Raw genomic sequence first — 18,074 nt, 5'->3', positions numbered from 1 at the left:
GCTGCGTCGTTTTAGTTCGACGCCGGGTATTCCTGCACCGTCACCTGGAACGTGAGCTGCTTATCATCCCGCATTACCACGACCGGAATGACAGAGCCCGGGCGAATTTCCGCCACCTGATCCATCGTCTCCAGCGCGGACACGGCGGGTTTATTATTGACCGAAATAATCAAATCATTAACCTGAATACCGGCAAGCGCGGCGGGGCCGTTTGGCGTCACTTCATTAACGACAATGCCCTGAATCGGGTCCATGCCGCTACCCTGCTGCGCGTGCAGCGGCGCGATTTCTCGTCCGCCAATACCGATATAGCCGCGAATCACGCGACCGTCGCGGATAAGCTTATCCATAATTTTCGTGGCTAGCTGGAAGGGAATCGCAAAACCAAGGCCTTCCGGCGTTTCGCCATCGTTACTCTTATCAAAAGAGAGGGTGTTGATCCCCATCAGTTCACCTAACGAGTTGACCAGCGCGCCGCCGGAATTACCGTGGTTAATCGAGGCGTCGGTCTGGAGAAAATTCTGTCGCCCCGTCGGGTTCAGGCCGATACGACCCGTTGCGCTGATGATTCCCTGGGTGATGGTCTGTCCCAGATTATATGGGTTGCCGATAGCCAGTACGACGTCGCCAATATGCGGTGTACGCTTTGTATTAATCGGGATGGTAGGCAGCCCGCCAGTGGCGTTGATCTTCAGCACCGCCAGATCGGTAAGCGAATCGGAGCCAACCAGTAGCGCTTCAAAGACGCGGCCATCCTGTAGCGCGACGATAATCTGATCGGCATCGTTAATCACGTGCTTGTTGGTAATAATATAACCGCGTTGATCCATGATCACGCCGGAACCCAGCGTGCGGATCTCCAGTTGATTATGCGCGGTACTGTTCATACTGCGGTTATAGACGTTGACGACGGCAGGCGCGGCGCGGCGAACCGCAAAATTATAACTGGCTGGCGTCTCATCGGTACTGTCGAATTGCGGGACGGCGATAGGATTAATTTTGCGCAAAGAAGGCATGACGGCCAACAGAATAGCGCCGACAATTAAACCTATTGCGACCGAACGTAAGAGCTTCACAAACATGATGGAGGCGTCGTTAAAAAAGGGAACGGCAGCAGCATACCATGAGTTAACCGGACATCACATCGCAGGCTGATGCCCGGTTTAAGACAGGATTAGCGCAGCAATAGATAAATGTTCTCGTTGCCGCGTACTACCTGAAGAGCAATGATGGACGGTTTTGCCGCCATCACTTTGCGCATTTCGGCGATAGAACTGATGCGATCGCGGTTAACGCCGATGATAACATCATCTTTTTGCAAACCGGCCTGCGCGGCAGGACTGCTTTTTTCGACGCTATCAACCTTAACGCCTTTCGTCCCGTCTTTCAGCTGGCCGTCGCTCAACGTCGCGCCTTGCAACGCCGGGGCGATCATTTCGGCGCTGGCGGAAGAAGAGGTATTGGAATCCAGCGTGACTTCCACCTCCAGCGGCTTACCATCGCGCAGCAGGCCCAGCTTCACTTTCGTGCCCGGTTCGGTGGTGGCGATACGCGAACGCAGTTCGGCAAAGCTATTCAGCGGCTTACCGTTAAGACTGATAATCACGTCTCCGGATTTCACCCCGGCCTTCGCCGAACCTGAATTGGGTAAAACCTCGCTGACAAAAGCGCCACGCTGAACGTTCAGTTTGAATGCCTTAGCGATATCAGCGGTCATTTCAGTGCCTTTAATTCCCAGCAATCCGCGTTTGATTTCGCCGAACTGAATCAACTGCTGCGCCAGCGTCTGCGCCATATTGGAAGGAATAGCAAAGCCAATGCCGATGCTCCCGCCCCCTGGCGCGAGGATCGCGGTATTAATCCCGATCAGCTCGCCGTTCAGGTTAAGCAGCGCGCCGCCGGAGTTGCCGCGGTTAATAGAGGCATCGGTTTGAATAAAGTTCTCAAGCCCTTCCAGATTAAGCCCGCTGCGTCCCAGCGCTGAAATAATCCCGGAGGTGGCGGTTTGCCCAAGGCCAAACGGATTACCGACCGCCACTGCGAAATCGCCGACGCGGAGTTTGTCGGAATCGGCGATGGCAATTTGCGTTAACTTGCTGGGATTCTGAATTTGTAACAGAGCAATATCGCTCTGGTCGTCGCCGCCGATCAGCTTCGCGTCGAATTCGCGTCCGTCATTCAGTTGAATACTGATCTTCTGTGCCTGATTAATCACATGATTATTGGTTAATACATAGCCTTTCGCGGCATCGATAATCACCCCCGAACCGAGTCCTTCAAACGGCTGGGACGGCTGGTCTGGCAGATCCTCGCCAAAGAATTTTTTAAACTCCTCCGGCACTTTTTGGCTCTGGGTGGCGGTTCCCTCGACTTTTACGCTGACGACAGCAGGCAGCACTTTCTCCAGCATAGGGGCAAGGCTTGGCAGCGTCGCCTGGCCTGGCACCTGGCCTGGTATCGATGCAAGGGCTGGAAACGGTGCCGAAAGAGTTAATCCGACACTTAACGCTAATGCACTTAACAGCTGGGTGTGTTTTTTCATGGATGCTGCTCTCGTACCTTGAATGAACGGATAGACAATTCAAAACAGATTGATGTTATTGAATTTTCAGCCTGGTAACAATGATAATAGCTGGGACAGGAAAGATAGAGAGAGGGCGCAAGCGATGCGCCCGATAATTTTCTTAACGGCGTGCGATTAATCGCGTTTCGCGCCGCTACGTAACAGGCCAGACGCGCCTTCAGAATAATCACGTGGCATTTGTACTGGCGCCTGATCGTTGCTCGCCTCAGACTCCGCCAGACGGTTACGGAACGGATTCGACTCCGCAGACATTTCCGGCAGCAGGCTGCTGGAGCTTTTCGCCATATGCTGATACAGCTGGCGGTAATCATGCGCCATGGTATCCAGCAGTTCCGCGCTGCGGGCAAAGTGGCTAACCAGCTCTTCACGGTACTCTTCCAGCTCAGCTTTGTTTTTTTCCAGTTCGTACTGCAATGCCTGCTGTTGACGTAACTTACGATTACCAAAACGCATGGCCACGGCACCAATGATGATACCGACGACTAATCCAATTAGCGCATATTCCCAGGTCATGAACATCTCCCGTTGTCTTATGTTTCCGTAGGGTGTTGGCTCCAGGCTCCATGCCCGCGCCTGATTATGCCACTATAACCGCTAATTCCGTAGAAGTGGAATCCCGACAGCATATCGCGTAGTGTAGAACGGCCTTTTTTTCGTCAGCCGTGAACGACGGCACATCGATTTTCAAGGAATAACAATAACATTATGCAAAGCCTTTCCCCTACATCGCGTTATCTCCAGGCACTCAACGAAGGCACCCATCAGCCTGACGACGTTCAGAAAGAGGCGGTCGACCGTCTGGAAACCCTTTATCAGGCGCTCACCGCGAAAAAATCGTCGGCTACGCCACCCGGCGGACTGATAGCGCGACTGGGGAAATTATTAGGCAAAAACGAACCGGACGCGCAAATACCGGTTCGCGGGCTGTATATGTGGGGGGGCGTGGGGCGCGGCAAAACATGGCTCATGGATCTCTTCTACCACAGCCTGCCGGGCGAGCGAAAACTACGCCTGCATTTTCATCGGTTTATGCTGCGCGTGCATGAAGAGCTTACCGCGTTACAGGGACAGATCGATCCGTTAGACATTATTGCCGATCGGTTTAAAACCGAGACGGACGTACTGTGTTTCGATGAGTTTTTCGTCACCGATATTACCGACGCCATGCTGCTGGGCGGTTTAATGAAAGCGCTGTTTGCACGCGGCATTATGCTGGTCGCGACCTCCAATATTCCGCCGGATGAACTCTACCGCAACGGTTTGCAACGCGCCCGCTTCCTGCCGGCTATCGATGCCATTAAACAGCACTGCGACATTATGAATGTGGACGCCGGCGTCGATTACCGACTGCGGACGCTGACGCAGGCCCATTTATGGCTAACGCCGCTTAATGATGAAACCCGGCGGCAAATGGATAAACTGTGGCTGGCGTTAGCGGGGACCGCGCGCGCGCACGCTCCGACGCTGGAAATCAATCATCGCCCTTTATCCACCCTGGGCGTTGAAAACCAAACGTTAGCGGTCTCTTTCGCTACGCTGTGCGTCGAGGCCCGCAGCCAGCATGATTACATTGCGCTCTCAAGGTTATTTCATACGGTTCTGCTGTTTGACGTGCCGGTCATGACGCCGCTGATGGAGAACGAAGCGCGCCGCTTTATTGCGCTGGTGGATGAGTTTTACGAGCGCCACGTTAAGCTGGTGGTCAGCGCCGCCGCGCCGTTATATGAGATTTATCAGGGGGAGCGGCTCAAGTTTGAATTTCAGCGCTGTCTGTCGCGCCTGCAAGAGATGCAGAGTGCGGAGTACCTCAAGCGGGAGCATATGCCGTAAGCCGGACAAGCGCAGCGCCCCGGCATTGTGCGGTATCATATCTGTGCAACCTCCCCTACCGGAGGGGGAACCAGGCCTGAACAAAACCCGCGGCAAATCGCAAAAAGGGGTCGATCTTTGACCTGGACTTCTCTATAATCCTGCGACCCCACGTTACAAGAGAGTTTTTTCCCAAACTTTCTCTGTGCCGGCCAAACATATCCGAGGGGGTAGGTTTACCGGACTTTGTCGTGTGAACCTCAACTATTTAAAACGTTTGGGTGTTCACCAACGTGTAACTTATTTATTTGGGTAAGCTTTTAATGAAAACTTTTACAGCTAAACCAGAAACCGTAAAACGCGACTGGTATGTTGTTGACGCGACCGGTAAAACTCTGGGCCGTCTGGCTACTGAACTGGCTCGTCGCCTGCGCGGTAAGCACAAAGCGGAATACACTCCGCACGTAGATACCGGTGATTACATCATCGTTCTGAACGCTGACAAAGTTGCTGTAACCGGCAACAAGCGTACTGACAAAGTGTACTATCACCACACCGGCCACATCGGTGGTATCAAACAAGCGACCTTTGAAGAGATGATTGCCCGCCGTCCTGAGCGTGTGATTGAAATCGCGGTTAAAGGCATGCTGCCAAAAGGCCCGCTGGGTCGTGCTATGTTCCGTAAACTGAAAGTTTACGCGGGCAACGAGCACAACCACGCGGCACAGCAACCGCAAGTTCTTGACATCTAATCGGGATTATAGGCAATGGCTGAAAATCAATACTACGGCACTGGTCGCCGCAAAAGTTCCGCAGCTCGCGTTTTCATCAAACCGGGCAACGGTAAAATCGTTATCAACCAACGTTCTCTGGAACAGTACTTCGGTCGTGAAACTGCCCGCATGGTAGTTCGTCAGCCGCTGGAACTGGTCGACATGGTTGAGAAACTGGATCTGTACATCACTGTTAAAGGTGGTGGTATCTCTGGTCAGGCTGGTGCGATCCGTCACGGTATCACCCGCGCTCTGATGGAGTACGACGAGTCCCTGCGTGGCGAACTGCGTAAAGCTGGCTTCGTTACTCGTGACGCTCGTCAGGTTGAACGTAAGAAAGTCGGCCTGCGTAAAGCACGTCGTCGTCCGCAGTTCTCCAAACGTTAATGGGTTTCTGCTTCGGCAGACAACTGTTAGCGAAAAAACCCGCTTCGGCGGGTTTTTTTATGGGCAATGCATTTATCTGTCACGATGAAATGCGGATTGTTGTCTCTTTTTCCCCAATTCCAGAATCGACTCACCACAAAGGTCACAAAATCTGGTAAACTATCATCCAATTTTCTGCCCAAATAGCGGGGAATGTTCATTTTTTGTCTCGTTTCTGAGCAATGATGGCTTTTTTCGCCCTGGGTGACATAACATCTGGCTGGTCACATTGTGGCTGGTAGCAGTAAAAATTCTGAATATACCTGGAGGTTTTCATGGCTGTCGCTGCCAACAAACGTTCGGTAATGACGCTGTTTTCTGGTCCTACTGACATCTATAGCCATCAGGTCCGCATTGTGTTGGCTGAAAAGGGTGTTAGTTTTGAGATCGAACATGTGGAAAAGGACAATCCACCTCAGGATCTGATTGACCTCAACCCGAATCAAAGCGTTCCGACACTGGTGGATCGTGAGCTGACCCTGTGGGAATCTCGCATCATTATGGAATATCTGGATGAGCGTTTCCCTCATCCGCCGCTGATGCCGGTTTATCCGGTCGCGCGCGGTGAAAGCCGTCTGTACATGCACCGTATTGAAAAAGACTGGTATACGCTGATGAACGTCATCGTAAACGGGTCTGCTTCCGAGGCCGACTCTGCGCGTAAACAACTGCGTGAAGAGCTGCTGGCGATTGCGCCGGTATTTGGTCAGAAACCGTATTTCCTGAGCGACGAATTCAGCCTGGTTGATTGCTACCTGGCGCCTCTCCTGTGGCGTTTACCGCAGTTGGGTATTGAATTCAGCGGCGCAGGGGCGAAAGAGCTGAAAGGCTATATGACCCGCGTCTTTGAACGTGATTCTTTCCTGGCTTCTTTAACCGAAGCTGAACGTGAAATGCGCCTCGGTCGGGGTTAACCTGTATGGATTTGTCACAGTTGACGCCGCGTCGTCCTTATCTGTTGCGTGCTTTCTACGAGTGGTTGCTGGATAACCAGTTGACCCCGCATCTGGTGGTGGATGTGATGCTGCCTGGCGTGCATGTCCCTATGGAATATGCGCGCGATGGGCAAATCGTCCTCAATATTGCGCCGCGGGCGGTAGGTAATCTGGAGCTGTCTAATGATGAAGTGCGTTTTAATGCGCGCTTCGGCGGCGTTCCCCGTCAGGTTTCTGTGCCTTTGGCTGCGGTGCTGGCGATTTACGCCCGTGAAAACGGCGCAGGCACCATGTTTGAGCCTGAAGCCGCCTATGATGAAGACGTTGTCAGCTTAAATGATGATGACAATACCGCAGGCGCGGAAAGCGAGACCGTGATGTCCGTCATTGATGGCGATAAGCCCGACCACGATGACGACAGTAGTCCTGATGACGAGCCGCCTCCGCCGCGTGGCGGACGTCCGGCGCTACGCGTAGTAAAATAATCAACAGGCCCTGAAGGGCCTGTTTTGTTTGGTCTCCTCGCGGGTTCACCCTGCTTTTGAAGCTGTGTTACGATAAGCTTGCTATTATTTGCCACCGACCACTCATGAATGGACGTTATGAACGCATTTGATTCGCAAGCAGAAGATTCACCGACATCCCTCGGGCGTAGTTTGCGCCGCCGCCCGCTGGCGCGTAAAAAACTGTCTGAAATGGTTGAGGAAGAGCTGGAGCAGATGATCCGCCGTCATGAGTTTGGCGAGGGAGAACAGCTACCGTCTGAACGTGAATTAATGGCCTTCTTCAATGTAGGACGTCCCTCCGTGCGTGAAGCGTTAGCTGCGCTGAAGCGTAAAGGTCTGGTGCAAATCAATAACGGCGAACGCGCCCGCGTCTCGCGCCCCTCTGCTGATACCATCATCAGTGAACTGTCGGGTATGGCGAAAGATTTTCTTACTCATCCTGGCGGCATCGCTCACTTTGAACAGCTACGGCTTTTCTTTGAATCCAGCCTGGTACGCTATGCGGCGGAACATGCCACCGACGAGCAGATCGCGTTGTTAACGAAAGCGCTGGAAATTAATAGCCAGTCGCTGGATGACAACGCGCTGTTTATTCGTTCGGATGTCGAGTTTCACCGGGTGCTGGCTGAAATTCCCGGCAATCCGATCTTTATGGCTATTCATGTTGCTCTGCTGGACTGGCTAATCGCCGCTCGCCCAAGCGTTCCCGATCGTGAGCTGCATGAACATAATAACGTGAGTTATCAACAGCATATTGTGATTGTTGATGCCATTCGCCAGCGAGATCCCGATAAAGCGGATCGCGCTCTGCAAACCCACCTCAATAGCGTTTCCGCTACCTGGCACGCGCTCGGTAAAAAAAGTCAAAAAATGCGGTAGCGATCGCGCCTCCGATCCCAGTTTAGTGAAGCAGATCGCACTATAAGCGTTCTGTATTATTTGCTGCTTATTTGATCTGGTATAACAGGTATAAAGGTAGGTAGTTAATATATTCATCATCCGTAGAGGTAGGTATGGCAAAAGCATTGCAAGGCGTAATGGCGGCGTTGTTGACCCCATTTGATCATCAGCAGCAACTGGATAGCGAAAGCCTGCGCCGTCTGGTGCGTTTTAACATCGGGCAGGGTATCGATGGGCTGTACGTTGGCGGTTCCACCGGGGAAGCATTCGTACAGAGCCTTGCTGAAAGAGAGCAGGTACTGGAGATTGTCGCCGAAGAGGCGAAGGGAAAAATCACGCTGATCGCCCATGTCGGGACGGTAAGCACCGCAGAAAGCCAGCAGCTTGCCAGCGCCGCAAAGCGTTACGGTTTTGATGCGGTCTCTGCGGTGACGCCTTTTTATTACCCTTTCAGTTTTGAAGAGCACTGTGACCATTATCGGGCAATCATTGATTCCGCAGATGGATTGCCGATGGTGGTATACAACATTCCGGCGTTAAGCGGTGTAAAACTTACCCTCGATCAGATCAATACGCTGGTGACATTACCGGGCGTGAGCGCGCTGAAGCAAACCTCCGGCGATCTCTTCCAGATGGAGCAGATCCGCCGCGCGCATCCGGATCTGGTGCTGTACAACGGTTATGACGAAATCTTCGCTTTCGGCCTGCTGGCGGGCGCGGACGGCGGTATCGGCAGCACATACAACATTATGGGCTGGCGTTACCAGGGGATTGTGCAGGCATTACGTGAGGGCGATGTGGCGAAAGCGCAGCGTCTGCAAACCGAGTGCAATAAGGTTATTGATTTACTGATTAAAACCGGCGTATTCCGCGGCCTGAAAACGGTCCTGCATTATATGGACGTGGTATCGGTGCCGCTGTGTCGTAAACCGTTCGCGCCTGTTGATGAAAAATACCTGCCGGCGCTCAAGGCGCTGGCTCAACAACTGATGGAAGAAAAGGCGTAACAGCATAATGCCGGGGGCGCTACGCTTGCCCGGCCTACAACAGTGTGAGCGGTAGGCCGGATAAGGCGGAGCCGCCATTCGGCATAACGACAACAAAAATCGTCGGGAGAGTAAAATGAGTACTTCTACCCAGAACATCCCGTGGTATCGCCATCTCAACCGGGCGCAGTGGCGGGCATTTTCCGCTGCCTGGCTGGGATATCTGCTTGATGGTTTTGATTTTGTGTTGATTGCTCTTGTACTGACTGAGGTACAAAGCGAATTTGGGCTGACGACGGTACAGGCGGCAAGCCTGATTTCTGCGGCTTTTATCTCTCGCTGGTTCGGCGGGTTATTACTGGGCGCGATGGGCGATCGCTATGGGCGTCGTCTGGCGATGGTCAGCAGCATCATTCTGTTTTCGGTGGGAACCCTGGCATGCGGGTTTGCGCCCGGTTACACCACCATGTTCATCGCCCGACTGGTGATTGGTATGGGCATGGCGGGCGAATATGGTTCCAGCGCGACCTATGTGATTGAAAGCTGGCCAAAACATTTACGCAATAAGGCCAGTGGTTTTCTGATTTCCGGCTTCTCCGTCGGCGCGGTCGTTGCCGCGCAGGTGTACAGCCTGGTGGTGCCTGTCTGGGGCTGGCGCGCGCTGTTTTTCATTGGCATTTTGCCAATTATCTTCGCCCTCTGGCTGCGGAAAAACATTCCGGAAGCGGAAGACTGGAAAGAGAAACACGCGGGTAAAGCGCCGGTACGTACGATGGTCGACATTCTTTATCGGGGCGAACATCGCATCATCAACATTTTAATGACTTTCGCCGCCGCCGCTGCGCTGTGGTTCTGTTTTGCCGGTAACCTACAAAATGCTGCGATTGTGGCGGGGCTGGGACTACTGTGCGCGGTTATCTTTATCAGCTTTATGGTGCAGAGCAGCGGTAAACGCTGGCCCACTGGCGTCATGCTGATGCTGGTGGTACTGTTTGCTTTCCTCTATTCCTGGCCGATTCAGGCGCTATTACCCACTTATCTGAAAACTGAGCTGGCCTACGATCCGCATACGGTGGCGAATGTCCTGTTCTTTAGCGGATTTGGCGCGGCGGTTGGTTGCTGCGTAGGCGGTTTTCTTGGCGACTGGCTGGGAACGCGTAAAGCCTATGTCTGTAGCCTGCTGGCCTCGCAAATTCTCATTATTCCGGTCTTTGCGATTGGCGGCACAAACGTCTGGGTTCTGGGTCTGCTACTGTTTTTCCAACAGATGTTGGGGCAGGGGATTGCCGGGATTCTACCGAAACTGATCGGCGGTTACTTCGATACCGATCAGCGCGCGGCGGGGCTGGGCTTTACTTATAACGTCGGCGCGCTCGGCGGCGCGCTGGCGCCGATCCTGGGAGCGCTGATCGCTCAACGTCTGGATTTGGGCACTGCGCTGGCATCGCTCTCTTTCAGCCTGACGTTTGTCGTGATCCTGCTTATTGGGCTTGATATGCCGTCTCGCGTACAGCGTTGGCTACGTCCGGAAGCGTTACGCACCCACGATGCTATTGACGACAAACCGTTCAGCGGAGCCGTACCGCTTGGCAGTGGTAAAGGTGCCTTTGTAAAAACGAAAAGTTAATCCGCTTGCCCGGTTTTCAACCGGGCAATATTTGTAAGGGAGTAGTATGTCGTTACTTGAACAACTGGATAAAAATATTGCCGCTTCTGGCGGCCTGATTGTCTCCTGCCAGCCCGTTCCGGGCAGTCCGCTGGATAAGCCGGAGATTGTAGCGGCAATGGCGTTGGCGGCGGAACAGGCGGGCGCGGTTGCGGTGCGTATTGAAGGCATAGACAACCTGCGTATGACCCGCTCGCTCGTTTCGGTACCCATTATCGGCATTATCAAACGCGATCTGGACGACTCTCCAGTGCGCATTACCCCTTTTCTCGACGATGTAGATGCGCTGGCGCAGGCCGGCGCAGCTATTATCGCCGTTGATGGAACCGCTCGGCAACGGCCGGTAGCCGTTGAGGCGTTGTTGGCGCGCATTCATCACCACCATCTACTGGCGATGGCCGACTGCTCATCCGTGGACGATGGTCTCGCCTGTCAACGGTTGGGCGCGGACATTATCGGCACGACAATGTCCGGCTACACCACCCCCGATACGCCGGAGGAACCCGATCTGCCCTTAGTCAAAGCGTTGCATGACGCCGGATGCCGGGTAATAGCCGAAGGGCGCTATAACTCGCCAGCACTGGCAGCGGAGGCGATCCGCTATGGCGCATGGGCGGTGACGGTGGGGTCCGCCATTACCCGTCTGGAACATATCTGTGGATGGTATAACGACGCATTAAAAAAGGCGGCGTCATGACTACGTTAGCAATTGATATTGGCGGGACTAAACTTGCCGCCGCGCTCATCGACAAAAACTTGCGCATTAGCCAGCGTCGCGAGCTACCGACCCCCGCGAGCAAAACGCCGGATGCGTTACGTGAAGCATTAAAGGCGCTGGTTGAACCACTACGGGCAGAGGCGCGTCAGGTAGCGATAGCTTCTACCGGGATCATTCAGGAAGGGATGCTGCTGGCGCTAAACCCCCATAATCTGGGCGGCTTGCTACACTTTCCGTTAGTACAAACACTGGAAACAATCGCAGGCCTGCCGACGCTGGCGGTGAACGACGCGCAGGCGGCGGCCTGGGCGGAGTATCACGCGCTCCCTGACGATATCCGCGATATGGTATTTATCACCGTTTCAACCGGCGTTGGCGGCGGCGTTGTCTGTGACGGCAAGCTCCTTACCGGAAAAGGCGGTCTGGCCGGGCACCTGGGACACACCCTGGCGGACCCACACGGGCCCGTATGCGGCTGTGGACGCGTTGGCTGCGTAGAGGCCATCGCCTCCGGACGAGGGATGGCCGCGGCGGCGCGGGACGATCTGGCGGGATGCGACGCCAAAACCCTATTTATTCGCGCTGGCGAAGGTCATCAGCAGGCGCGACATCTGGTAAGCCAATCCGCGCAGGTAATAGCGCGAATGATCGCCGATGTGAAAGCGACTACCGACTGCCAGTGTGTGGTCATTGGCGGCAGCGTAGGGTTAGCTGAGGGATACCTGGAGCAGGTTCGCGCGTTTTTGATGCAAGAGCCTGTGCCTTATCACGTGGCGCTGAGCGCCGCTCGCTATCGGCATGACGCAGGATTATTAGGCGCTGCTTTGTTAGCTCAAGGAGACACATTATGATGATGGGGGAAGTACAGTCGTTGCCTTCTTGCGGGTTGCATCCGCGACTGCTGGATGCCTTGACTCTCGCGCTGGCGGCAAGGCCGCAGGAGAAAGCGCCGGGGCGCTATGAATTGCAGGGCGACAATATCTTTATGAATGTAATGCAGTTAACGACGCAAATGCCGACCGAGAAGAAAGCGGAATTGCATGAACAATACATTGATATTCAGCTACTACTAACCGGCGTCGAGCGTATTGCGTTTGGGATGTCCGGTGCCGCTCGCCAGTGCGAGGAGATGCACGTTGAAGAGGATTACCAGCTTTGTAGTCAAATTGTCGACGAGCAGACTATTACGCTGCAAGCGGGGATGTTTGCTGTGTTTATGCCGGGAGAACCGCATAAACCGGGATGTGCAGTGGGTGAGCCGGATGACATCAAGAAAGTGGTAGTGAAAGTACGCGCCAGTCTGCTGGCGGCCTGAATCTCTTGCCGGAGCAGTCTTCCGAACGCAGCCCCTTACGGGGCTGCGTGGTGAATGTGCCGGAGAGCGCGGGTATGACGGGTTAACGCTTAAACGTCACGGCTTCCGGCTGGGTCAGGTGCAGCGTCGTCTGGCTCGGCACCGTCTCGGCAATTACCCGCCCGTGGCGAATCGAGTAACGGGCAGGCGTTTGGCGACGTACCGCATCGAATCCATTCTCAGCGGGTAAGATAACCAGATTCGCGGCATTGCCGACGCTCAGACCGTAGTCCTGTAAATGCAGGGTTTTTGCGCTGTGGGTAGTGATCAGATTTAACCCGTCGTTGATTTGCCCATACCCCATCAACTGGCAAACGTGTAACCCCATATGCAACACCTGCAGCATATTTGCTGTGCCTAATGGATACCACGGGTCGAAGACGTCATCATGGCCAAAGCAGACGTTGATCCCCGCTTCCAGCATCTCTTTCACCCGCGTGACGCCACGACGTTTCGGGTAAGTGTCAAACCGCCCTTGCAGATGAATATTCACCAGCGGGTTGGCGACGAAGTTAATCCCCGACATTTTCAACAGGCGGAACAGGCGTGACGCATACGCGCCGTTGTACGAGTGCATAGCCGTGGTGTGGCTGGCGGTCACGCGCGCCCCCATGCCATCACGATGCGCCAGCGCCGCGACCGTTTCGACAAAGCGAGACTGCTCGTCATCAATTTCGTCGCAGTGCACATCGATCAAGCGATCGTATTTCTGTGCCAGGGCGAAGATTTTGTGCAGCGATTCAACGCCATATTCCCGCGTGAACTCAAAGTGCGGAATGGCGCCAATAACGTCAGCGCCCAAACGCACGGCTTCCTCTAACAGCGCTTCACCGTTGGGATAAGACAGAATACCTTCTTGCGGAAAGGCGACGATTTGCAGGTCTACCCACGGCGCAACCTCTTGCTTCACTTCCAGCATGGCTTTCAGCGCGGTGAGCGTAGGATCTGAAACGTCAACGTGAGTACGAACGTACTGGATGCCGTTAGCCATCTGCCATTTCAGGGTCTGCATCGCGCGCGCTTTCACATCTTCATGCGTGAGCATTGCTTTACGTTCTGCCCAGCGCTCAATCCCTTCAAACAGTGTGCCGGACTGGTTCCAGCTCGGTTCACCCGCCGTTTGCGTGGTATCCAGGTGGATATGTGGCTCAACAAACGGTGGAATAGCCAGACCGCCTTCGGCATCAAGCACTTCGCCCTGCGGTAACGATGCGGCTTCCTGAGGCTCAATCCGGCTAAAGCGCCCGTTTTCAATCGTAATCTGCCATAATCCTTCGTGTCCCTGCAGACGCGCCTGACGAATGGTGATGTTATTGTTCTGCATGGCTGACCTCTGGTGATTTAGCAAGGCTGCGGTTGAAAAGTGGATTCAGCAGGATATAGCTGAAGACGCCGCCGAGTACGGCGTTGACGGGCACAATACCAGGAACATAATGTCCGGCGGCGATGCCCAGCGCGACGGAAAGAATAGCAATCCAGTTAACGGGAATAAAGCGCACGGTGTTGAAGTCGGCATAGCGGCGGCGGTTCACCAGATAGTCGGCAATAATCACTCCGCCAATCGGTGGGATGGCAGATGACAGGAACGTCAGCCAGCCGACAAAATTATTGTAAAGCCACAGCGCGCACACGGTACCGATAATCCCGTTCACCACCGACAGCGTGCGGCTGGAAAGACCGGTAATATTGGCGAAGCCCAGACCCGATGCGTACAGCGCGTTATCGTTGGTGGTCCAGATATTCAGGCCGAGCACCACGATCGCGGGCAGCAGCAGCCCCTGCGCTATCATCACGTCAGAGATATCCGCCTGACCGACGGCGGCAGCGCCTGCCGCGCCAAAGATAAACATCAGCGAGTTGCCGAGGAAAAAAGCGACCATCGCAATCAGTACGGCGCTTTTGGCATGACGCCCGAAGCGGACGAAGTCGGCGGTCAATGTACCGGCGCTGACAAACGAGCCCACCACCAGCGCCAGCGCGCTGGAAAAATCCAGCGGCGTCTGCGGCACTATCGTTTTTAAATGCTCCAGCCCACCCACGCCGCTGATCGCCAGCCAGACGGAGTAGCTGCCCAGTATAACGATCGCGGGTACGGCAATGATAGACAAAATGGTCAACGCCGAGATGCCGAAAAAAATGGTCAGGGTCATCAGCAGACCCGAAACGGCAATCAGGATATTGGCATCAATGCCCGTCGCTTTACTGACCGGAATAGCGAACATCGCTACGCCAACGCCAAACCAGCCTACCTGTGTGCCGCCTAGCAGCAGCGAGGGAAGCCATGATCCTTTAACGCCAAAGGAGTAACGTGCAAGGAGGTGGGTGGAGAGTCCGGTTTTTGCGCCGATGTAACCAAGAAATGCAGTGTAGATACCGAGGAGGAGATTACCGAAGAGAACTGCGAGGAAGAAATCATTATAAGAAAGACCGGTGCCGAGTGTCCCTCCGGTCCACATACTGGCGGAAAAAAACGTTAAACCCAACATGACAAACGTCAGTGGAATCACGCCCTTCCGCGCCGCCAGAGGGACGGGGCCCTGGCTATAATTGTTGTCCTGCGACACAACGCCTCCATGAATTTTGCCCAAAAAATCCGCCGCATAATATACAGTTCTCAAAATAAAGCAAACGTTTTCGTGTGATATTTTTTTGATAATTATTCATGGCATTAATGGTTCGTTAGTTTTTCTCCGTTGTCAGTGAACCACCGCGTGTGAGTTGAGTTTCCAGCATGGTTTGCGAACGAATAAGTTCGTCTGTGAGTAATTTTTCGTCGGGCAACTGCACTTTGTACTCGCTCGCCATGATGGTGTTTGGCAGGCCAGTCAGCGCGTAATGCGCTTCCCCCGCGCCTTTCCCTGCGCACAAAACCAGGCCGACTGGTGGGTTTTCTCCGGGCATTGTCCAGTGCTCTTTGGCATAGTTCAGGTACATATTCATCTGCCCGGCATCCGCATAACCGAATTTGCCTACCTTCAGGTCAACGAGCAACAGGCAGCGCAAGCGACGATGGAAGAACAGCAGGTCGACGCGGAACCAGCTATCGTCTATGCGTAGTCGGCGTTGGCGGCCAACAAAAGCAAAATCGTCACCAAGCTCCAGCATAAAGTCCATCAGGTGGCTGAGCAGCGCGTCTTCGAGATCTGATTCGGAATATTCGTCCTTCAGGTTAAGAAATTCCAGAATGAACGGGTCGCGTATGGCTTGCTCCGGCAAAACGTTTGGCTCGGCGGGGGCAGGCTGCTGCAACATGGCGGATTTGTCGTGGGACAGTAGCGTTCGTTCGTAAAACTGAGTGGCGATTTGCCTGTCGAGCTGCCGTACGGACCAGCCGTTACGTAGCGTCTCTTTCTCGTAAAAAGTGCGGGCATCGGGATTTTTTACCGACAAGAGGCGGACATACGCTGACCAGGGAAGAGGGAATGTTTTGGCGAGCGGTATGAGATTTGAAGATTCCGCAGACAGTGTCTGCGGAATTTCAATCTGTTGAAAACAAAGATAAAATGTACGAATTTGCCATAGGTTTCTGGTGGAAAAACCGCGCTTATAGCGCTGACTTAAATCTACCGATAATCGTTCGATAAGCTGGGTGCCATAGGCCGCTCGCGCTTCTCCTCCCTGTTCAAATTCGACAATGCGTCGGCCAATTTCCCAGTAGGTGGCAGTCATAATGGCATTGATGCTGCGCACGGTCTCGGTACGTGCCGTATCGACCAGACGAATAATACCGTCATGAATTTGCTGATATTCATCAGACTGTGGCACTAAAGTTGGATTCGTCATGTCATCCCTTACGTGATAGTTTCATTGTGAAATTAGAACGCTATCAATACGCTTCAGGCGTAAACGGATCAATCTATGAACGGATTTTACATGGCATTACATCTCGATTTACGAGCGGGTTTCCAGAATCGGCAGGAGAGATATTGAGGAGAGGAATATCGGCTCCCCAGCCATCAGCCAAGGCAGTAAGCGGGGAGCCGGAAGGGTTATACTTCGAGGTAGTTCATAATCCCGTCAGCCGCTTTACGGCCTTCCGCAATCGCCGTCACCACCAGATCGGAACCGCGCACGATGTCGCCACCGGCGAAGATTTTCGGGTTGCTGGTCTGGAAAGCATTATCGCTGCGTTCCGGCGCGATAATTCGTCCCTGCGAGTCCAGTTCCACGCTGTGTTTCGCCAGCCATTCCATGCTGTGTGGACGAAAACCAAACGCCATCACCACCGCATCAGCCGGAACCACATGCTCGGAACCGGCGACGATCTCTGCCCGCCGACGGCCTTTGGCATCCGGTTCGCCCATTTCAGTGCGCACCATTTTTACGCCGCTCACTTTGCCGTTGGCATTGACTTCAATGCCCAGCGGTTGAACGTTAAACTGAAATTCGACACCTTCCTCGCGCGCGTTCTTCACTTCGCGTCTGGAGCCCGGCATGTTCTCTTCATCACGACGATAAGCACAGGTTACGTGCGTTGCGCCCTGACGAATGGAGGTACGTACGCAGTCCATTGCGGTATCGCCGCCGCCCAGCACCACCACGCGTTTGCCTTCCATGCTGACATATGGTTCGTCGCTGGTTTCGCCAAACCCCATGATCTGCTTCGTATTGGCGATCAGGAACGGCAGAGCGTCGAAAACCCCGTCCGCATCTTCATTTTCCAGCCCGCCGCGCATCGACTGATAGGTGCCGACGCCAAGGAATACCGCATCGTAATCTTTCAGCAGATCTTCAAGCTGTACATCACGACCCACTTCGGTATTAAGTTTGAACTCAATACCCATGCCGGTGAAGATCTCACGGCGGCGGGTCATGACTTCTTTCTCCAGCTTGAAGGCCGGGATACCGAAGGTCAGCAGACCACCGATTTCCGGATGGCGATCAAAGACCACCGCCTTCACGCCGTTGCGGGTCAGCACGTCGGCGCACGCCAGCCCTGCCGGACCTGCGCCGATAATCGCTACCCGTTTGTCCGTCTGGCGCACGCCGGTCATATCCGGGCGCCAGCCCATCTCAAACGCTTTATCGTTGATATAGCGCTCAATGTTACCGATGGTCACTGCGCCGAACTCATCGTGCAGCGTACAGGAGCCTTCGCACAGGCGGTCCTGCGGGCAGACGCGGCCACACACTTCCGGCAGGGTGTTGGTCTGGTGCGATAGCTCAGCCGCCTCAAAAATACGCCCTTCGTTAGCCAGTTTCAGCCAGTTCGGGATGTAGTTATGTACCGGACATTTCCACTCGCAGTAGGGATTCCCGCAGGACAAACAGCGATCCGCCTGGGCTTTCGCCTGACCTTCAGAAAACGGTTCGTAGATTTCAACAAACTCGATCTTACGGATCTTCAGCGGTTTCTTCGGCGGATCAACGCGCTGCAGGTCGATAAATTGATAAACATTCTGGCTCATTTCAATTCC

The 18,074-nt window shown here is 54.1% G+C and carries 19 protein-coding genes; 11 read left to right on the top strand and 8 right to left on the bottom strand.

Annotation, left to right across the window (positions count from 1 at the left end; all coding sequences use genetic code 11):
• Positions 1–11: 11 nt before the first annotated feature.
• The 3 genes from degS to zapG form a co-directional block, all read right to left on the bottom strand.
• Positions 12–1,082 carry an outer membrane-stress sensor serine endopeptidase DegS gene (gene degS / locus ABVN36_RS06545; protein ID WP_000497705.1) on the bottom strand — a complete coding sequence of 357 codons (1,071 nt, stop codon included), beginning with the start codon at positions 1,080–1,082 and terminating at the stop codon, positions 12–14.
• Between the two features lie 92 nt (positions 1,083–1,174).
• On the bottom strand, positions 1,175–2,542 hold the full coding sequence (gene degQ / locus ABVN36_RS06540; protein ID WP_000716695.1) for a serine endoprotease DegQ: 1,368 nt from the start codon (positions 2,540–2,542) through the stop codon (positions 1,175–1,177).
• 156 nt (positions 2,543–2,698) lie between these two features.
• Entirely contained in the window at positions 2,699–3,097 is a 399-nt protein-coding gene (gene zapG, locus ABVN36_RS06535; protein ID WP_001519074.1) for a Z-ring associated protein ZapG, read from the bottom strand.
• A 192-nt stretch (positions 3,098–3,289) separates the two neighbouring features.
• Between zapG and zapE the strand changes: the two genes are divergently transcribed.
• From zapE to rpsI, 3 genes are all read left to right on the top strand, one after another.
• Complete coding sequence (gene zapE, locus ABVN36_RS06530) at positions 3,290–4,414, top strand: cell division protein ZapE (RefSeq protein WP_023138274.1); 1,125 nt, start codon at positions 3,290–3,292, stop codon at positions 4,412–4,414.
• A 302-nt stretch (positions 4,415–4,716) separates the two neighbouring features.
• Complete coding sequence (gene rplM / locus ABVN36_RS06525; protein WP_000847559.1) at positions 4,717–5,145, top strand: 50S ribosomal protein L13; 429 nt, start codon at positions 4,717–4,719, stop codon at positions 5,143–5,145.
• 15 nt (positions 5,146–5,160) lie between these two features.
• Positions 5,161–5,553 carry a 30S ribosomal protein S9 gene (gene rpsI / locus ABVN36_RS06520; protein WP_000829815.1) on the top strand — a complete coding sequence of 131 codons (393 nt, stop codon included), beginning with the start codon at positions 5,161–5,163 and terminating at the stop codon, positions 5,551–5,553.
• Positions 5,554–5,579: 26 nt separating this feature from the next.
• Here the strand turns inward: rpsI and ABVN36_RS06515 are convergent, their stop codons facing one another.
• Complete coding sequence (locus tag ABVN36_RS06515) at positions 5,580–5,753, bottom strand: hypothetical protein (RefSeq protein WP_001518027.1); 174 nt, start codon at positions 5,751–5,753, stop codon at positions 5,580–5,582.
• A 114-nt stretch (positions 5,754–5,867) separates the two neighbouring features.
• Here ABVN36_RS06515 and sspA point away from each other — a divergent pair, with 114 nt between their 5' ends.
• The 8 genes from sspA (at position 5,868) to nanQ (ending at position 12,618) form a co-directional block, all read left to right on the top strand.
• On the top strand, positions 5,868–6,506 hold the full coding sequence (gene sspA / locus ABVN36_RS06510; RefSeq protein WP_000257298.1) for a stringent starvation protein SspA: 639 nt from the start codon (positions 5,868–5,870) through the stop codon (positions 6,504–6,506).
• Between the two features lie 5 nt (positions 6,507–6,511).
• Positions 6,512–7,012, top strand: coding sequence for a ClpXP protease specificity-enhancing factor (sspB, locus tag ABVN36_RS06505; protein ID WP_000366112.1), 501 nt, complete (start codon positions 6,512–6,514; stop codon positions 7,010–7,012).
• A 108-nt stretch (positions 7,013–7,120) separates the two neighbouring features.
• Positions 7,121–7,912: a transcriptional regulator NanR gene (gene nanR / locus ABVN36_RS06500; protein WP_000382926.1), complete on the top strand. Its 792-nt coding sequence runs from the start codon at positions 7,121–7,123 to the stop codon at positions 7,910–7,912.
• A 134-nt stretch (positions 7,913–8,046) separates the two neighbouring features.
• Positions 8,047–8,940 carry an N-acetylneuraminate lyase gene (nanA, locus tag ABVN36_RS06495; protein ID WP_023138273.1) on the top strand — a complete coding sequence of 298 codons (894 nt, stop codon included), beginning with the start codon at positions 8,047–8,049 and terminating at the stop codon, positions 8,938–8,940.
• A gap of 115 nt (positions 8,941–9,055) precedes the next feature.
• Positions 9,056–10,546, top strand: a complete 1,491-nt coding sequence (gene nanT / locus ABVN36_RS06490) for a sialic acid transporter NanT (protein WP_000108071.1) — start codon at positions 9,056–9,058, stop codon at positions 10,544–10,546.
• A 46-nt stretch (positions 10,547–10,592) separates the two neighbouring features.
• Positions 10,593–11,282, top strand: a complete 690-nt coding sequence (locus ABVN36_RS06485; protein ID WP_000054439.1) for an N-acetylmannosamine-6-phosphate 2-epimerase — start codon at positions 10,593–10,595, stop codon at positions 11,280–11,282.
• Positions 11,279–12,154 carry an N-acetylmannosamine kinase gene (gene nanK, locus ABVN36_RS06480; RefSeq protein ID WP_000208971.1) on the top strand — a complete coding sequence of 292 codons (876 nt, stop codon included), beginning with the start codon at positions 11,279–11,281 and terminating at the stop codon, positions 12,152–12,154. Before ABVN36_RS06485 ends, nanK begins: the two co-directional genes overlap by 4 nt.
• On the top strand, positions 12,151–12,618 hold the full coding sequence (gene nanQ / locus ABVN36_RS06475; protein WP_000979903.1) for an N-acetylneuraminate anomerase: 468 nt from the start codon (positions 12,151–12,153) through the stop codon (positions 12,616–12,618). Before nanK ends, nanQ begins: the two co-directional genes overlap by 4 nt.
• Before the next feature lie 82 nt (positions 12,619–12,700).
• Here the strand turns inward: nanQ and ABVN36_RS06470 are convergent, their stop codons facing one another.
• The 4 genes from ABVN36_RS06470 to gltD form a co-directional block, all read right to left on the bottom strand.
• The gene (locus ABVN36_RS06470) at positions 12,701–13,981 is read right to left on the bottom strand and encodes a cytosine deaminase (protein ID WP_001180674.1); all 1,281 of its coding nucleotides are present in this window, start codon (positions 13,979–13,981) and stop codon (positions 12,701–12,703) included.
• Positions 13,968–15,221, bottom strand: a complete 1,254-nt coding sequence (codB, locus tag ABVN36_RS06465; protein WP_000076262.1) for a cytosine permease — start codon at positions 15,219–15,221, stop codon at positions 13,968–13,970. Before codB ends, ABVN36_RS06470 begins: the two co-directional genes overlap by 14 nt.
• Positions 15,222–15,336: 115 nt before the next feature.
• Complete coding sequence (locus tag ABVN36_RS06460) at positions 15,337–16,440, bottom strand: YhcG family protein (protein ID WP_023138272.1); 1,104 nt, start codon at positions 16,438–16,440, stop codon at positions 15,337–15,339.
• A gap of 206 nt (positions 16,441–16,646) precedes the next feature.
• Positions 16,647–18,065, bottom strand: coding sequence for a glutamate synthase subunit GltD (gltD, locus tag ABVN36_RS06455; protein ID WP_000081635.1), 1,419 nt, complete (start codon positions 18,063–18,065; stop codon positions 16,647–16,649).
• Between the last annotated feature and the right edge of the window lie 9 nt (positions 18,066–18,074).

Origin of the sequence: Salmonella sp. SJTUF15581, from assembly GCF_043356775.1 — a bacterium.
Taxonomy (GTDB): domain Bacteria; phylum Pseudomonadota; class Gammaproteobacteria; order Enterobacterales; family Enterobacteriaceae; genus Salmonella; species Salmonella enterica.
The sequence above is the reverse complement of the archived record's forward strand: the minus strand, read 5'-3'. Positions and strand labels throughout refer to the sequence as shown.

Coding starts and splice junctions, on each gene's coding strand:
- nanQ (WP_000979903.1), top strand. CDS start 12,151: ATGATGATGGGGGAAGTACAGTCGTTGCCTTCTTGCGGGTTGCATCCG.
- sspB (WP_000366112.1), top strand. CDS start 6,512: ATGGATTTGTCACAGTTGACGCCGCGTCGTCCTTATCTGTTGCGTGCT.
- gltD (WP_000081635.1), bottom strand. CDS start 18,065: ATGAGCCAGAATGTTTATCAATTTATCGACCTGCAGCGCGTTGATCCG.
- nanK (WP_000208971.1), top strand. CDS start 11,279: ATGACTACGTTAGCAATTGATATTGGCGGGACTAAACTTGCCGCCGCG.
- ABVN36_RS06460 (WP_023138272.1), bottom strand. CDS start 16,440: ATGACGAATCCAACTTTAGTGCCACAGTCTGATGAATATCAGCAAATT.
- ABVN36_RS06515 (WP_001518027.1), bottom strand. CDS start 5,753: ATGAACATTCCCCGCTATTTGGGCAGAAAATTGGATGATAGTTTACCA.
- ABVN36_RS06470 (WP_001180674.1), bottom strand. CDS start 13,981: ATGCAGAACAATAACATCACCATTCGTCAGGCGCGTCTGCAGGGACAC.
- zapE (WP_023138274.1), top strand. CDS start 3,290: ATGCAAAGCCTTTCCCCTACATCGCGTTATCTCCAGGCACTCAACGAA.
- rpsI (WP_000829815.1), top strand. CDS start 5,161: ATGGCTGAAAATCAATACTACGGCACTGGTCGCCGCAAAAGTTCCGCA.
- zapG (WP_001519074.1), bottom strand. CDS start 3,097: ATGACCTGGGAATATGCGCTAATTGGATTAGTCGTCGGTATCATCATT.
- ABVN36_RS06485 (WP_000054439.1), top strand. CDS start 10,593: ATGTCGTTACTTGAACAACTGGATAAAAATATTGCCGCTTCTGGCGGC.
- degQ (WP_000716695.1), bottom strand. CDS start 2,542: ATGAAAAAACACACCCAGCTGTTAAGTGCATTAGCGTTAAGTGTCGGA.
- rplM (WP_000847559.1), top strand. CDS start 4,717: ATGAAAACTTTTACAGCTAAACCAGAAACCGTAAAACGCGACTGGTAT.
- sspA (WP_000257298.1), top strand. CDS start 5,868: ATGGCTGTCGCTGCCAACAAACGTTCGGTAATGACGCTGTTTTCTGGT.
- nanA (WP_023138273.1), top strand. CDS start 8,047: ATGGCAAAAGCATTGCAAGGCGTAATGGCGGCGTTGTTGACCCCATTT.
- nanT (WP_000108071.1), top strand. CDS start 9,056: ATGAGTACTTCTACCCAGAACATCCCGTGGTATCGCCATCTCAACCGG.
- nanR (WP_000382926.1), top strand. CDS start 7,121: ATGGACGTTATGAACGCATTTGATTCGCAAGCAGAAGATTCACCGACA.
- degS (WP_000497705.1), bottom strand. CDS start 1,082: ATGTTTGTGAAGCTCTTACGTTCGGTCGCAATAGGTTTAATTGTCGGC.